This window comes from Brucella sp. NBRC 14130 (genome assembly GCF_040371715.1).
Lineage (GTDB): Bacteria > Pseudomonadota > Alphaproteobacteria > Rhizobiales > Rhizobiaceae > Brucella > Brucella intermedia.
Genome location: NZ_BAABTE010000002.1, coordinates 321,594 through 337,038, shown reverse-complemented (window position 1 = coordinate 337,038; position 15,445 = coordinate 321,594). Strand labels below are relative to the sequence as shown.

Here is a 15,445-nt window from a genome sequence, read left to right as displayed (position 1 = left end):
CGATGCGTTGGATAATGCGATAAAACAAATAGTTAGAGCGGTTCCGGCGACTCTGTCAGAGCAGGAACCGCTCTAAAGCAAAGAAAAACCGGCGTTTCCGCCGGTTTTTTCATTTCAATCCTGAAGCGGTTCTCAGAAGAAGCCCTTCTTCTGCCACCAGCCGGCGCGCTTGGGCTTCTGCTCTTCGCTTTCGCTTGAGGTCACAACAGGCTCCGCGCTTTTCTCCGGTTCGGCAATCGTCGCCACGTCAGCTTCAACCGCCACCGTGTCTTCGACTTCGGCCGCTGGCTTTGCCGCTGCTCGCCGGGTACGCCGCTTGGGCTTTTCCGCTGCTGCTTCGGGTTCGCCGTTGGCTTCAACCGCCACCGGTTCGGCAGGAGCCTCTTCGACCGCCTTCTTGCGAGCACGGGTCTTGCGGGCGGGCTTCGCAGGCTTTTCTTCTGCCTCTGCTGCAACAACCTCCTCAGCCGCATCTTCAGTCTTAGCAGACTTGCGGGCGCGGGGCTTGCGTGCAGGCTTGGCTGGCTTCTCTTCGGCCACCGGTTCTACCGCTGGAGCAGGCGTTTCCGCGGCTTCTGCGGCTGGTTCGACCGCTACGGCTGCTATTTCTTCGACTACTGTTTCCTCGATCTTTACCGGCAGGACCGGCGTGTAACCGACAAACTCGGGATCAGGAACCTTGCGCGCACGCGGTTCATCGTCGCGACGATTCTTGCGACCGCCCCGGCGACCGCGGCGGCGCTTCTTGCGACGATCTTCCTCGCTCAACGAAGCATTGGAAGATGTCTGCTGAGACTCATCTGCATCATCGTCTTCGTCAGACGATTCTTCAGAGACGGAGTCGGACTTCGCGGACTGCTCCTGGCCCTCGCGATCACGACCGCCGCGACGACGGCGACGGCGACGGCGCTTGCGGTCACCTTCTTCACCGCGCTCTTCAGAAGCCTGAACATCAGCCTTCGTTTCTTCTTCGGCTTCTTCCTCATCGACCGGGATTTCCGGATCTTCGATATCGTCCTCGATATAGGCCATCGGCTGCACCGGCGGCTGGGTGATAGGCCGTGTGGATGGCGCACCCTTGTCGATGACGAAATGCTGGTGGCCGACGCTCTCATCGGCGTCAATGCTGATCGCTACACCAAAGCGTCCTTCCAGATCAGCCAGAAGCTGTCGCTTGTGGTTGAGGACATAAAGCGCCGACGAAGCCGGTGTGCGGACGTGAATGTCGAAACCGGAATGACGCAGCAGATAATCCTCGATGCCGCGAATGATGTGCAGCGCCATGGAGGAATCCGAGCGGATATGGCCGGTGCCGCCGCAATGCGGGCAGACCTGCATCGTGCTTTCAAGCACGGATGCACGGATACGCTGGCGCGACATTTCCAGAAGGCCGAAATGCGAGATGCGACCCACCTGAATGCGGGCGCGATCATCCTTCAGGCAGTCCTTCATCTTCTTTTCGACAGCGCGATTGTTACGCTTTTCTTCCATGTCGATGAAGTCGACGACGATCAGGCCGGCAAGGTCGCGCAGGCGCAGCTGGCGCGCAACCTCTTCGGCAGCTTCCAGGTTGGTCTGGAGCGCCGTGTCCTCGATGGAATGCTCTCGTGTCGAGCGACCCGAATTGACGTCGATGGCAACCAGCGCTTCCGTCTGGTTGATGATCAGGTAGCCGCCCGATTTGAGCGTGACCTGCGGCAGCAACATGCGGTCGAGCTGGGCTTCCACACCGTTGCGTGTGAAGATGGGCACCTGCTCACGGTAAGGCTGGACGACCTTGGCATGGCTCGGCATGAGCATGCGCATAAAGTCTTTGGCCTCGCGGTAGCCGTTTTCGCCGGAAACGAGGATTTCCGAAATGTCCTTGTTGTAAAGGTCACGGATCGAACGCTTGATCAGGCTGCCTTCCTCATAGACGAGGGCAGGCGCCGTCGATTGCAGCGTCAGCGTGCGCACATTTTCCCAAAGACGCATCAAATATTCGTAGTCGCGCTTGACTTCGGCCTTGGTCCGGTTTGCGCCAGCCGTGCGCAGGATCACACCCATGCCCTGCGGCACTTCGAGTTCCTTTACGATCTCCTTGAGGCGCTTGCGGTCCTGAGGGTTGGTGATCTTGCGCGAAATGCCGCCGCCGCGCGCAGTGTTCGGCATCAGAACCGAATAGCGTCCCGCAAGCGAGAGATAGGTGGTGAGAGCCGCGCCCTTGTTGCCGCGCTCTTCCTTGACGACCTGAACCAGAAGAATCTGGCGACGCTTGATCACTTCCTGAATGTTGTACTGGCGGCGATTGGTGCGCGCATGCGTCGGAAGCTCTTCAAGCGCGTCTTCCGAACCAACGGATTCGACCATGTCCTCTTCATGTTCTATGTCATCCTCATCCCCGTTATCGAGGGCTTCTGAGATCACATCGCTTTTCTGCGAGAGGGCCATGGCCGGTGTGCCGGGCACGTAATTTTCAAATGCCGGACCAACCGGCTCGGCCGCCGGCAATCCGTTGTCGGACGCATTGGCCTGCGCGTCGCCGTTCTGGCCGTCACGGCGTCCGCGACGCCGGTTACGGCGAGACCTGTCATTCCGATCATTTCGCTCGCTCCGCTCACTCTTGGCGCGCGGCTCGTCTTCGTCGTCTTCCGCACGTGCGGCTTTGGCTTCCGCCTCAAGCAGCGCAAGGCGATCAGCTACCGGGATCTGGTAGTAGTCGGGATGAATTTCCGAAAATGCGAGGAAGCCATGACGGTTGCCGCCATATTCCACGAACGCAGCCTGAAGCGAAGGTTCGACGCGAGTGACGCGTGCGAGGTAGATATTGCCTTTCAGCTGCTTCTTATGTTCCGACTCAAAGTCGAATTCTTCAATCTTGTTGCCCCGAGTAACGATGACCCGGGTCTCCTCCGGGTGGGAGGCATCTATAAGCATTTTGTTGGACATTATTGTCTTTCCTGCCGGCGCGAAGACGCAAAACGCGTGCGCCGGACGAAACCCTGCGGGCTGTCGTGCTCATTGCGTTGCATCTGCCGGATGGTTCTGGGTTCGTCGGAATAAAAGCTGCTGCCTCCGCGCGCGATGGCCTCGTGGCGATCACGGTCTTCAGGCTCGCAATGGTCAGTCTTGCTTGACCCATAGCTGTTCCGAACGAAACGACCTCATATATGACCCGGGAAAGCCGGGCCGACCTCTTTGCTCTTTTCGAGCGTTGGCGACAGCACGTAAAGATGCGCAGTCGGCCGATGGAAACGGAGGGCGGGGGAGCCACATCTCCGCTGAATTCTGTGCCGGTTATTGGGGGCGACGAATGAATATGCCGCTGTTTTCGCTACCATTCCTTGCGGTTCGTTTAGAGAACCGGCAAACGATTCTGATAGTTCACCCAAAACCTTCCATAGCTTTTATGGCGTCGTTTGAACGATGACAAGTGCGAATATCATTTGACTTTCGCATCGCAATTTCGCCGAAAGCTGAGTATAGGCCCGATTCAAGGTCGAAATACGGCTGGAAATCCTTCATTAACTGTAGTTCTGTACGAGTGTTTCAATGGGTATTCGAGCGAGAGGGTGCAGGACAAACGTGCCGGTATCGCGATTATTGATACCAGTCATCCAAATGATGTTCCTGATTGTGGCAGCCGATGCATTTTCGAAGCGCTGAAAACGCGATGACACGATTGCTGAATTTGCGATGCCTTCTGGCGTTGTTGGCCCTTTTGTCGGTTCTGCTGGTCCAGTCCGTCTCCGTCTATGCGGCCGATCGCGTGGCCTCGCCGCTGGCTGCGCTGACTTTCCGGATGGCGGGCGACGATTTGCGGACGCGCATCGTCGTCATGTTCGACAGGGAGCCCAAGCTGTCGACCCTGCTTCTCGATAATCCGCATCGGCTTGTCGTCGACCTGCCTGAAACACGCTTCGGTTTCGATGAAAAGAGTCTGGAGCCCCGGGGTCTCGTGTCTCGCGTTCGCTACGGCCTCGTGGGCAAGGGGCGTTCGCGCCTCATCCTGACACTCCGCGGTCCGTTCAAGGTTGAGGATTTGCGCGTTCTGAAAAATGAAAGCGCATCAGGCTATCGCCTTGTGGCGGATATTGTTGCGACCTCGGACCGGGAATTTGCGGATCAGTTGCAGGGCCGCAAGGAAATAACCAGTTCCACCGATCGCGATGAAAAGCCGGTCCAGGCCGCGTCGCAGAATGGGACGGCTCGCCCGTTCACGATCATGATCGACCCCGGCCACGGTGGAATTGACAGTGGCGCGGAAAGCCTTAGCGGCATCAAGGAAAAAGACCTGACGCTCGCTTTCGGGCAGGCTCTCAGAGATCGTCTGGCGCAGGACAAGAACATCAAGGTTCTCATGACGCGCGAGGACGACACTTTTCTGCGCCTTTCCGAAAGGGTGAGGATCGCCCGCCAGCACGAAGCGGATTTGTTCATCTCCATCCATGCCGATACGATCAACCAGCACGATATTCGCGGCGCGACGGTTTATACGATTTCCGACAAGGCATCGGACTCTGTAGCGCGCGCCATGGCTGAGCGGGAAAACAAGTCCGACACCCTTGCAGGTGCGGCGCCCGAGGAGCAGCCCGAGGTTACCGATATTCTTCTGGACCTGACCAGGCGTGAAACGCACACATTTTCGCTGAGCTTTGCCGAAAAGGTGATTCACTCCCTGCAAGGACAGGTGAACCTCATCAACAATCCGCATCGCTTTGCCGGTTTTCAGGTACTGCGCGCGCCGGACGTGCCATCCGTGCTGATCGAAATCGGATATTTGTCCAATGCCGAGGACGAAAAGCTTATCAGCAACCCCGAGTGGCGCAAGAAGCTCGCGGACAGGCTTGCGATTGCGATCAAGGCGTTTGAAGCGCTGAAACATCCCGCAAGCCTCAGCAAAGGGTAGGGACCCTGAAATATGGAGAACTGTGGCGATGTCTCTTAAATGCGCAACATCTTATAAGATGCAGGCTTGCAACAGTTTAACGGATTTTCGTCATGCAGGCGAAAGCAGCAGCGTTAAATTGGTAAAAACACGTAAACCATCTTGCCTTTGACTCATTTGCTGGTCACTAAGCCAGTGATTGCCTCATGGCATAATTGGGTTAAAGGGTTGGCTGTTCGTGCATTGACCCTTATCATGTGAATAATCTGAAGGCAGGATTCCGCATTTATGGTAAGGCTTATCGGATATTTCTTCGGGATCGGAACGGTGCTGATGCTCCTCGTGGCAGGTGGCGTCGCCCTTTACGTCGGAAGTCTCACGAAGGATCTGCCAGATTACGAGGTGCTCGCAAAATACGAGCCGCCTGTAATGACGCGCGTTCATGCCTCCGATGGTAGCCTCATGGCGGAGTTTGCCCGTGAGCGCCGTCTTTATATCCCTATTCAGGCGGTGCCGAACCGCGTGAAGGCCGCTTTCGTTTCGGCTGAAGACAAGACTTTCTATGAGCATCATGGTCTTGATTTCGCCGGCCTTGCCCGCGCCATGTTGACGAACGTCAAGAATATGGGGTCCGGTCGCCGTCCGGTAGGCGCGTCCACAATCACGCAGCAGGTTGCAAAGAACTTCCTCCTGACGTCGAAACAGACCTATGATCGCAAGATCAAGGAAGCCATCCTTGCAATGCGCATCGAGCAGGCCTATTCCAAGGACCGTATTCTCGAGCTTTACCTCAACGAAATCTTCTTCGGTCTTGGTTCCTATGGTATTGCCAGCGCGGCTCTGACTTATTTCGACAAATCGGTCGGCGAACTTTCCATCGCCGAAAGCGCATATCTTGCCGCCTTGCCGAAGGGCCCGAACAATTATCACCCGTTCCGCCAGCCAGAGCGCGCCATCGAGCGCCGCAACTGGGTCATCGACCGGATGAGTGAAAACGGCTACATCACCGCGGAAGAAGCGACCGAAGCCAAGAAGCAGCCGCTGGGCGTGAAGGAGCGTTCGGACGCCCATTACGTGTTTGCCTCGGAATATTTCACCGAAGAAGTTCGCCGCCAGATAATCCAGAAATATGGCGTCGATGCGCTTTACGAAGGTGGCCTTTCCGTTCGCACCACGCTGAACCCGACCCTTCAGGTCGAGGCGCGCAAGTCCTTGCAGGCTGCGCTGCTGCGCTATGACGAGGCTCGCGGCTGGCGTGGCCCCATGAAGAATGTCGAACTTGGCAACGACTGGGGTACGGCATTCGGCGACATGCAGTCCTATGCGGATGTGCCCGAGTGGCAGCTTGCGATCGTGCTCAATGTTTCCGCCGCTGGCGCAGATATCGGTCTGCAGCCGCCGCTTGAGGCATCGGGCTCGCGCAGCAAGGAGCGCAAGCGCGCATTTATCGCGGCCGATGATATGAAGTGGGCGATGCGCATCGTGAATATCGGTGGCAAGCGCACCAGCGCCAAATCACCGGAAGGCGTGCTGAAAGCGGGCGACATTATCTATGTCTCCAAGTCCGGCGAATCTCGTTTCCGTCTCCAGCAGCCGCCGAAACTCGAGGGCGCGCTTGTTGCCATGGACCCGCACACAGGCCGTGTTCTGGCCATGGTCGGCGGCTTTTCCTACGCGGAATCGGAGTTCAACCGCGCAACGCAGGCCTATCGCCAGCCCGGTTCGTCGTTCAAGCCGTTCGTCTATGCTGCGGCCCTCGATAATGGCTATACGCCGGCTTCCGTGGTTCTGGACGGCCCGCTGGAAGTCAATCAGGGCGGTACGCTGGGCGTCTGGGCGCCGAAGAACTATTCGGGCAAGTTCTCTGGCCCGTCCACGCTGCGCTACGGTATCGAACAGTCACGTAACGTCATGACCGTGCGTCTCGCGCAGGACATGGGCATGAAGCTCGTCGCTGAATATGCGGAACGCTTTGGCATCTACGACAAGATGCTGCCCGTTCTCTCCATGGCGCTTGGTGCCGGTGAAACGACCGTTCTGCGCATGGTGACGGCCTATTCCATCATGGCGAATGGCGGCCAGAGCATAACGCCGTCGATGATCGACCGCATTCAGGATCGTTATGGCAAGACCGTGTTCAAGCACGATGCGCGCCAGTGCGAAGGCTGCAATGCACAGGACTGGGCCAATCAGGACGAGCCGACGCTGATCGATAATCGGGATCAGGTACTCGATCCTATGACGGCTTATCAGATCACCTCGATGATGGAAGGCGTCGTTCAGCGCGGCACGGCGCAGATTTTGAAGAGCCTCGACCGCCCGATGGCTGGCAAGACCGGTACGACCAACGATGAGAAGGACGCCTGGTTCGTTGGTTTCACGCCCGATCTCGTAGTGGGCGTGTTCATGGGCTATGATACGCCCACACCGCTTGGCCGCGGCAATACGGGCGGCGGTCTCGCAGCGCCTGTGTTCAAGTCCTTCATGGAGCAGGCTTTGGCCGGAACGCCGAAAGTGGATTTCCGCGTACCTGAGGGCATGACGGTCATCGCTATCAACCGCAAGACCGGTATGCGTGCCAATCAGGGCGATCCGAATGTGATCATGGAAGCTTTCAAGCCGGGTACGGGACCATCCGACAGCTATTCTGTCATCGGCATGGATTCCTTCCGCGAAGGTTCTCCGGTTGCGCCGCAGTCGCCGCAGGCAACCCGCGCTATCAACTCAGGTTCGGGCGGACTTTACTGACCGGGAAAAACGGGGCTTTACCCTTTACACTGCGCCGCGTGCTCACTATGGTCCGCGGCGCCTGGACTGTCTGTCCATGCCCGAAAGTCTGGGCCTCGTAACGACCGGCTCAGCTTCTCAATTGAATAGAATGATATTGAAGGAACGATTTGCCCATGCGCGCGGAAATCGAGACGCTGGTTGACGAAATCCAGCAGGCCATAAGCCTGCTGAGGAGGCATCTTTGACTGGGATCAGGCGATAAAACGTCTCGGCTATCTCAACCAGAAAGCTGAAGATCCCACACTCTGGAATGATGCCCAGGAAGCCCAGAAGCTGATGCGCGAGCGCCAGCAGCTGGAAGACAGCATCAATGGCATCAATCATCTGACCCAGACGCTGAACGACAGCATCGAACTGATCGCCATGGGCGAGGAAGAAAATGACAAGTCGATCATTCAGGATGCGGAAAACACCATCCGCGAACTGAAGGAAGAGATCGACCGTCGCCAGATCGATATGCTCCTGTCGGGCGAAGCCGATGCGAACGACACCTATGTCGAAGTGCACGCCGGTGCCGGTGGCACCGAAAGCCAGGACTGGGCGTCGATGCTGCTGCGCATGTATACGCGCTGGGCGGAACGCAATGGCCGCAAGGTCGAAGTGATGGAAGTGCACGAAGGCGAAGAAGCGGGCATCAAGTCCGCGACCATTCTCGTCAAGGGGCACAACTCATATGGCATGATGAAGACCGAATCGGGCGTACATCGTCTGGTCCGTATTTCGCCGTATGACTCCAACGCCCGTCGCCATACGTCTTTCGCCAGCATCTGGGTATATCCAGTCATCGATGACAATATCGACGTGCAGGTCACGGAAGCAGATGTTCGCATCGATACCTACCGCGCTTCGGGTGCTGGCGGGCAGCACGTCAATACGACCGACTCGGCAGTGCGTATCACGCATATTGCGACCGGGATCGTGGTGCAGTGCCAGGCGGAACGCTCACAGCACAAAAACCGCGAAAAGGCATGGTCGATGCTGCGCGCTCGCCTTTATGAAGAGGAACTGAAAAAGCGCGAAGCGGCGACGGATGCAGCGAATGCCACCAAGACCGATATCGGTTGGGGACACCAGATTCGCTCCTACGTCCTGCAGCCCTATCAGCTGGTCAAGGATCTGCGCACCGGTGTGGAAAGCACCAACCCGCAGGAAGTGCTGGATGGTTCCGTCACGCCGTTCATGGAAGCCGCGCTCGCGCACCGTATTCAGGGCGGCGGTGAACTGATCGACGATATCGATTGATTGCTCACTATCTGCACGGCACAGAACAAAAAAACCCGGCTCCGGCCGGGTTTTCGTTTCAGAAACTCAGAGTAACGGCTCTATCTGTTTTCCGGCCTTGAGAAAATTGACCGGATTGACCGCACGTCCGTTTTCACGGACTTCATAATGCAGGTGGCTGCCGGTCGAACGTCCGGAGCTTCCCGCTTCGCCGACAACAACTCCGGCGGCAACCTGCTGCCCGTCGCGTACAAGGACCCGGCTTAGATGCGCAAAACGGGTCGAGAAGCCATTACCATGATCGATCTCGACCATATTGCCATACCCGCCGAAACGGCCTGCCTTCACGACCTTGCCCGCTGCGGTGGACTTTACGGTCTGGCCGTAGGCTGCACGAAAATCGATGCCGGAATGAAAAGCAACCGTACCGAGAAACGGATCACGGCGCACGCCGAACAGGCTGGTTAGGGGGTTCCCTGGAGCCGGATTGGCAAGGGGAAGGGCGCTCACACGCTTGCGGACCTGATCGAGCCGGTCAAGCGCGCTATCGAGATTACGCAACTGCATGTCGAAATCATTAACCACTGTGCCGGGCGACGAAACCGGGATAAGCGGTCCGCCCATCGCCACAGATGCGTTGCCGGGCGTTTCGATACGCAGTCCGGCGGCGTTCAAAGTGTCGAGAATGCTGTCTGCTTTTTCGTAGGCGGCATCGGCCAGCACACGCACCTTGCCATTCTGCTCGCTTTCGATGCGATGAAGGTTATGGGTGATGGTGGCAAGTATCTTGTCGGAAGTTTCAAGCGTTGATTCACCCGAAATCCCGCCAGAAAGGCGCAATCCCACCGAACCGGCATCCGCACGGCGATCAGGCTCTCCAGTCGGCAATTTTCCGGGCACAGGACCGGTGATGATTGGATCGATGCCGGGGAAATCGCGTCCGGCAAGGGCTTCATTGGGGATATACTGGCTGTGCTGCTCAATATCCGGCGCCGTTTCCGCAGGCATTTCCGGCATTGGCTGCAATTGCGAAGCCCGTTCCAGCAGTGGCGCAAGTTTGCCGTCACGTGCGCTCAATGTCTGCTGACGCTGCATCAGTTCAGCAACCTTGTTCTCCATCACCTGCTGATCCAGCATCTGTCGGCTGGTGATACGGTCAACTTCGGTGCGAAGCGCTGAAATGCGGTCTTCATAAAGCTGCTGGTTGCGGGCATGGCGCGCGATGCCGGCGCTCATGAGATCATCGCGAAGCACCAGGTAAGCCGTCGCGCCAAGATATCCTGCCGAGAGAGCGAGAAACACCGCGCCGCCAAGAACTGTCATCCAGGGGCGCAACGTGAAATGGCTGATCTTTTCGCCGCGCGCAATAATCAGGACAGGCGGTTCCTTGCGCTCTCCGAACACCTTTTTCGTGGATGTTTTCGCCTGATTCCCAGTCATGCCAGCCGCATGCCCCTTCTCGATTCCCTTACTTGATTACAACTTATTAGGGTTAACAGACCTTTACATTCGGAGCTTGCGCGGGCCGTGCGACGAGGTTTGTTTTTGCCGAAGGGGTCGGCGGGATAAGGGCTAGATGGATACCGGGGACAGCGAACGATAGAAGGACGGGGTCAAGCCCGCTTCGGCACGAGCCAGTTCGTTGAAGGGCGGCTTCAGGTCGCCGCGGAAATTTGCACGCACCAGCTCCTGAAATCTCGCGACCGGGTCGATTCTGTTCCGGGCACAGAAAAAACGAAACCATTTGGCGCCGACGGCGACATGCGTTTTCTCGTCATTGTAGATGACGTCCAGAATTGCAGCGGTCTCATGATCGCCAGTCTCGATCATTTTCTCCAGCAAGGATGGGGTCACATCGAGCCCACGAGCCTCGAGAATAAGCGGTACGACAGCGAGACGGGCTTCGAGATCGTTGCGGGTCTGGTGGGCGGATTGCCAGAGTCCATCATGGGCGGGCATGTCGCCGTAATCCGCACCCAACGACTTGAGGCGATCACGCAGCAGTGTGAAATGCCGGGCTTCATCATCGGCGACTTTCATCCAGCCGTCGAAGAAACTGCGTGGTATCGGTTTGGCGGCGAAACGGGCAACAATGTCCAGCGCAAGATCGATGGCGTTCAGCTCGATATGGGCGAGGGCGTGCATCAAGGCGATGCGCCCGTGTTCCGTGTTGAGCGATCGCTTCTTCAGCATCCGCGGAGGTACGAGTTCCGGCTTTTCAGGCCGTCCGGGACGCTCGGGCAAGGGCGGATCGAGCGGACTGCGAACCGACAATGTGCGGCCAAACCAGCGGGCCGCAGTTTCTCGTGTCAGCCGGACCTTTTCGTCAAGATCGCTGGCGGATATGGCGCGGATGGCATTGCCGCGCAGCGTCTGTTCGTAAGATGGCTTGTTTGTCATCGTTCAAAGCGCGCGTGCAGCCTCGAGAACCGCATCGGCATGACCGTCTACTTTCACCTTGTTCCAGACCTGAGCGATTTTTCCTTGCGCATCGATCAGGAACGTCGTGCGTTCCACGCCCATATATTTGCGGCCGTACATGCTTTTTTCCACCCATACGCCATAGGCTTCAAGCGCTACCCGGTCTTCATCCGCGGCAAGATCGACGGTCAGGTCGTGCTTCTTGCGAAATTTCGCGTGTTTCGTCGCGCTGTCGGGAGAAAGGCCGATGACGCGAACCCCTATCTTGTCGAATTCCGGCTTCAGTTGGGAGAAGGCAATCGCTTCCTTGGTGCAGCCGGAAGTGTCGTCTTTCGGATAAAAGTAGATGACCACCGGCTTGCCCCTAAGGGATGACAGGGAGATTTCGCCATTATCCGAAGGCAGAGTGAAATCGGGTGCCGGATCGCCAACTTGGGGATGAGCCATATCTGCGCCTTTCTTTTATGGATTAGGATGGAAACCACCTGTTACAGTCTGAGCTATCGCATTCGGGCAAGGCTTGTGCAACCATTCGCGGCGTCATCGTGACGGTAGTTGATAAGCGCAAGGCTGCCAGTTCATGCATGTCGCACAAGTGACGAACTGCTTATAAAACAGGTGATTACGATCACTTACGAAAGTAAATTCTAAGGGATCGTTTGGCATGGCACTCTTTTTCTGGCTGGGTTGTTGACAGAGAAACCGCAGAAGATCCGCTTCAGCAAGCGGGAGATGAAAAGAATCGAGCGTCTCGCCGCTGATGGCGAGGGAGGCTTTTTGCCCGGCCCGGCACGTTCGAGCCGCTCTTTTCTATCGCGCTGTTCCCATGCAGTTCTATCGGTCTGCATTCTTCTGGTTCTCATCACAGGTGCCGGTTTCGTCATCCTTCGCAGCGGCGTTGACAGCAATCTTTTGCGTGACGAAGCGCAGAAAAGCCTGACGCATATTCTCGGAGAAGGCGCATCGGCCTCCATCGGTAGTGCGGCGCTGTCGCTGGATCAGGACAGCCATGTTGCGCTCGAGGCCCGGGATGTGTCGATCGCCGATCCAAAGCAGGGTGTTGAAATCAGCGGAATCAAGTCGGTGCGTCTCGGATTGGCGCCGCTGCCGCTTTTGACCGGCAAGGTGCGCGTCGCCCAGCTTGAAGTGGACGGTGTGTCCTTTGAAATGCCGGAAACGGAGGGGCCGGGTTTCTGGAAGTCGCTGCCTTACGATGAAAACGGCATTCTCGATTTCGACGCGGTTTCAGGCGAGCTTTTTGCTGCCATGCGCCGCAGCCTGGAGCTTTTGCGCGCGCAGGACACGCATGTCATCGGCATTTTCAACAGTACCGTCGCATTCAAGGTTGGCGATGAGCAGCAGGTTCTGAATATCGAGGAGGCCCGCCTGATCGAAGAAGGCGGGAAGATCGGCATCACCGGCAGTGTCATCTGGAAGGGCAAGAAAATTGCGCTGGATGGCAAGATTGACCAGCATGCAGGCGATAACAGCCTGGCAGGCTTTGAGCTGAATATTCGCGACATTCCCATAGCACTGGGTTCTCCGCCGGAAGTTGCTCCCCTCATAAACGGCAACCGTGTCAATCCGGCCCATTTCGAACTTGAGGCATCGGCCCGCTTGTCCCTGATGGGGTCAGCCGCAGACGGTGACAAGCCCGAACGTCTCGCGACCGAACTCGCCATTGATGATCTGGATATGCAACTTGGCAAGGTCGAGGACGTGCGCGGGGGTGTTCGCCTTAATCTTGAGCATGCGGTCGGAAGCCGTAAAATCGAGATCAAGTCATCCCGCCTGCAGCTTGGCGGTTTGCAGGCACAGTTCAACGGTGCTTTTGGACCCGAGCCGGAAACCGAAAGCAATACGGGCGGGCCTACGTATCGCTTTGAGGTGCTCACCACTTCGGCGACGAGCATGCCGTCGGAATCGACCGATCCGCCGTTATCCTTCGCAACACGGATAGCGGGGCGCTACATGGCCGATCAGCAACGCATCCAGTTTGCAAATCTCGATGTGCAGACGGAGAACGGTCAGCTCTTTGGTCAGGGAAGCATGGCATTCGGGGCCGGTTCGCCGGAAATGATCTTCTTGCTGCGCATTCCCCAGATGCCTGTGGCCGACGCCAAGCATCTCTGGCCCATCGATGTTGCGGACGGTGCCCGAGAATGGGTGCTCAAAAACCTTTTCGGCGGAACGCTCAAGGATAGCCGCATCGATATTTCGCTTGCGGGCGGCCGTTTCAACGGGCCGGGCCTTCCGCCGCCATTGACGGGCGATGAAATCAAGGCGGATTTCAGGGTAGTCGACACACGCTTTGATGTGGTGGGAGAACTGCCCCCCGTGCGGGACGCCGAGGGTGAAATATCGGTCCGAGGGGCCTATACGACGATCAAGCTTTTGAAAGGCGTGGCCTATACGCCGAACAACCGCAAGGTTGATGTGTCGGACGGTACGCTCATCATTCCGTGGGGACCGCAACGCCCGGTTATCGCCGAATTGGATCTCGGTGTCTCCGGCGAAGCGGCGGCCATTGCCGAAATAGCTGGGAACAAGCCCATCGACGTCCTGAAGAGTGTGCCTTTTCAGCCCGGCGATGTGACTGGCGATGTGAAATCGCGCGTCAAAGTAAACTTTGCCGTGTCCAAGGACCCGCCGCCCGGCACGCTTCGCTGGAATGCCGATATTGGCTTTACTGGTCTCAATATTTCGAAGCCGATAGCGGGCTCGTCCGTCAGCGATGCGACGGGCAGCATCAAGGTCGATCAGTCAGCCGCCAATATCACCGCCGATGCGATGCTCGACGGTGTTCCTGCAAAGATCAATCTGGTCGAGCCGGTCGATCGGTCCGGTTCGGTCAAGCGCGAGCAGAAGGTCCGGCTGGATATTGACGACAAGACCCGCAACGCGGTCTTTCCGGGGCTGAACTCCATCTTTTCGGGCCCGATGTCGGTTGACCTCGGAATGGAGGACGGCGGGAAGCGCCATGTTTCGGCCGATCTCGGCAAGACCCAGATTGACCTTCCCTGGCTCGGATGGCGCAAGGGTGCGGGCATACCCGCGAAAGCCACCTTCGATTTGGTCCAGAGCCCTGACGACAAAAGCAAGATGGACATCCATAATCTTGTTTTTTCCGGGGATGCTTTCGGCGCCAAGGGCGATCTCTCGATCGCGAAAGGCGACTTCCAGTCCGCGAATTTCAGCGACATACGCCTGAACAGAAACGATAGCCTCGCGGTCAAGGCGACGAAGAGCGGCAACAGCTATCGTGTCAATGTGCGCGGCTCGCAATTCGATGCGCGCGCCCTGATCAAACAGGTCTCGGACCTTGGGGGAAAAAGCGGAAGCGGCAGCAAATCCAGCAATCCACGCGTGGTTGTAAGCGCCCAGATCGACGAGGTCGGGGGCTTTAACGGCGAAACGCTGCGCAATGTCAATGTTTCCTATGAAAGTGCTGGCAGCAAGGTTTCGGGCGTATCGGTCAACGCTGTTACATCATCCGGTGAGTCATTCGTGGCGACGAACAACGATCAGGGCGATGCGCGCTCCATTTCGCTTCAGTCGAACGATGCTGGCGCGGTTCTTCGCTTTTTCGACTTCTATGACAAGATGCGCGGCGGCAAGATCACAGTCGGGCTTGCAGCACAGGGCAACGGTCCTTTGCGCGGCCAGATCGACGCACGCAACTTTGCCATTATCAACGAACCGCGTCTGGCCAAGATCGTTTCCAGTCCACCCTCAGATGGGGGCACAAGTCTCAACCAGGCCGTAAAACGCGATATCGACGTATCACGTGTTGACGTGGAGCGCGGTTTCTCGCTGATCGAAAAGGGCAATGGCTACCTGAACCTGTCGAAGGGAGTTGTGCGAGGACCCGCCGTCGGTACGACCTTCCAGGGAACGCTCTATGACCAGCAAGGCAACATGTCCATCACCGGCACATTCATGCCCGCTTACGGCGTCAACCGGCTGTTCGGCGAGCTTCCTATCGTGGGTGCGTTGCTCGGCAACGGACGCGACCGTGGCTTGATTGGAATTACCTACAAGCTTGCTGGAAGCGCCAAGCAGCCCCAGGTGATCGTCAACCCGATTTCAGTCATCGCTCCCGGTATATTCCGCTCCATATTCGAGTTCTAATGCAAAACGACCGAT

9 protein-coding genes are annotated in these 15,445 nt (G+C 57.5%); 5 read left to right on the top strand and 4 right to left on the bottom strand.

Annotated elements, in window-relative coordinates:
* Window positions 1-132: 132 nt before the first annotated feature.
* Complete coding sequence (locus tag ABWW28_RS05080; RefSeq protein ID WP_021585079.1) at window positions 133-2,928, bottom strand: Rne/Rng family ribonuclease; 2,796 nt, start codon at window positions 2,926-2,928, stop codon at window positions 133-135.
* A gap of 2 nt (window positions 2,929-2,930) precedes the next feature.
* On the opposite strand from ABWW28_RS05080, the gene ABWW28_RS05075 reads away from it, so the two are divergent.
* The 4 genes from ABWW28_RS05075 to prfB all read left to right on the top strand — a co-directional run bounded on the left by ABWW28_RS05075 (window position 2,931) and on the right by prfB (window position 8,899).
* Complete coding sequence (locus ABWW28_RS05075; RefSeq protein ID WP_006466695.1) at window positions 2,931-3,116, top strand: hypothetical protein; 186 nt, start codon at window positions 2,931-2,933, stop codon at window positions 3,114-3,116.
* A 536-nt stretch (window positions 3,117-3,652) separates the two neighbouring features.
* Window positions 3,653-4,888, top strand: a complete 1,236-nt coding sequence (locus tag ABWW28_RS05070; RefSeq protein WP_021585080.1) for an N-acetylmuramoyl-L-alanine amidase — start codon at window positions 3,653-3,655, stop codon at window positions 4,886-4,888.
* Window positions 4,889-5,155: 267 nt separating this feature from the next.
* Window positions 5,156-7,615: a penicillin-binding protein 1A gene (locus ABWW28_RS05065; protein WP_021585081.1), complete on the top strand. Its 2,460-nt coding sequence runs from the start codon at window positions 5,156-5,158 to the stop codon at window positions 7,613-7,615.
* Between the two features lie 155 nt (window positions 7,616-7,770).
* A protein-coding gene (prfB, locus tag ABWW28_RS05060; RefSeq protein ID WP_100647369.1) for a peptide chain release factor 2 occupies window positions 7,771-8,899 on the top strand; the annotation gives its coding sequence in 2 pieces (ribosomal slippage) (window positions 7,771-7,839 and window positions 7,841-8,899; 1,128 coding nt in all).
* Window positions 8,900-8,965: 66 nt separating this feature from the next.
* Here the strand turns inward: prfB and ABWW28_RS05055 are convergent.
* The 3 genes from ABWW28_RS05055 to bcp form a co-directional block, all read right to left on the bottom strand.
* A complete protein-coding gene (locus tag ABWW28_RS05055) occupies window positions 8,966-10,318 on the bottom strand; it encodes a M23 family metallopeptidase (protein WP_021585082.1) in 1,353 nt (450 codons plus the stop codon).
* Window positions 10,319-10,450: 132 nt separating this feature from the next.
* Window positions 10,451-11,278, bottom strand: a complete 828-nt coding sequence (locus tag ABWW28_RS05050; RefSeq protein ID WP_021585083.1) for a ferritin-like domain-containing protein — start codon at window positions 11,276-11,278, stop codon at window positions 10,451-10,453.
* 3 nt (window positions 11,279-11,281) lie between these two features.
* Window positions 11,282-11,746: a thioredoxin-dependent thiol peroxidase gene (bcp, locus tag ABWW28_RS05045; RefSeq protein WP_021585084.1), complete on the bottom strand. Its 465-nt coding sequence runs from the start codon at window positions 11,744-11,746 to the stop codon at window positions 11,282-11,284.
* Between the two features lie 285 nt (window positions 11,747-12,031).
* Here bcp and ABWW28_RS05040 point away from each other — a divergent pair, with 285 nt between their 5' ends.
* Window positions 12,032-15,430 carry an AsmA family protein gene (locus ABWW28_RS05040; protein WP_031345990.1) on the top strand — a complete coding sequence of 1,133 codons (3,399 nt, stop codon included), beginning with the start codon at window positions 12,032-12,034 and terminating at the stop codon, window positions 15,428-15,430.
* The last annotated feature ends 15 nt before the right edge of the window (window positions 15,431-15,445 follow it).

Coding starts and splice junctions, on each gene's coding strand:
- bcp (WP_021585084.1), bottom strand. CDS start 11,746: ATGGCTCATCCCCAAGTTGGCGATCCGGCACCCGATTTCACTCTGCCT.
- ABWW28_RS05070 (WP_021585080.1), top strand. CDS start 3,653: ATGACACGATTGCTGAATTTGCGATGCCTTCTGGCGTTGTTGGCCCTT.
- ABWW28_RS05080 (WP_021585079.1), bottom strand. CDS start 2,928: ATGTCCAACAAAATGCTTATAGATGCCTCCCACCCGGAGGAGACCCGG.
- ABWW28_RS05040 (WP_031345990.1), top strand. CDS start 12,032: ATGAAAAGAATCGAGCGTCTCGCCGCTGATGGCGAGGGAGGCTTTTTG.
- ABWW28_RS05065 (WP_021585081.1), top strand. CDS start 5,156: ATGGTAAGGCTTATCGGATATTTCTTCGGGATCGGAACGGTGCTGATG.
- ABWW28_RS05055 (WP_021585082.1), bottom strand. CDS start 10,318: ATGACTGGGAATCAGGCGAAAACATCCACGAAAAAGGTGTTCGGAGAG.
- ABWW28_RS05050 (WP_021585083.1), bottom strand. CDS start 11,278: ATGACAAACAAGCCATCTTACGAACAGACGCTGCGCGGCAATGCCATC.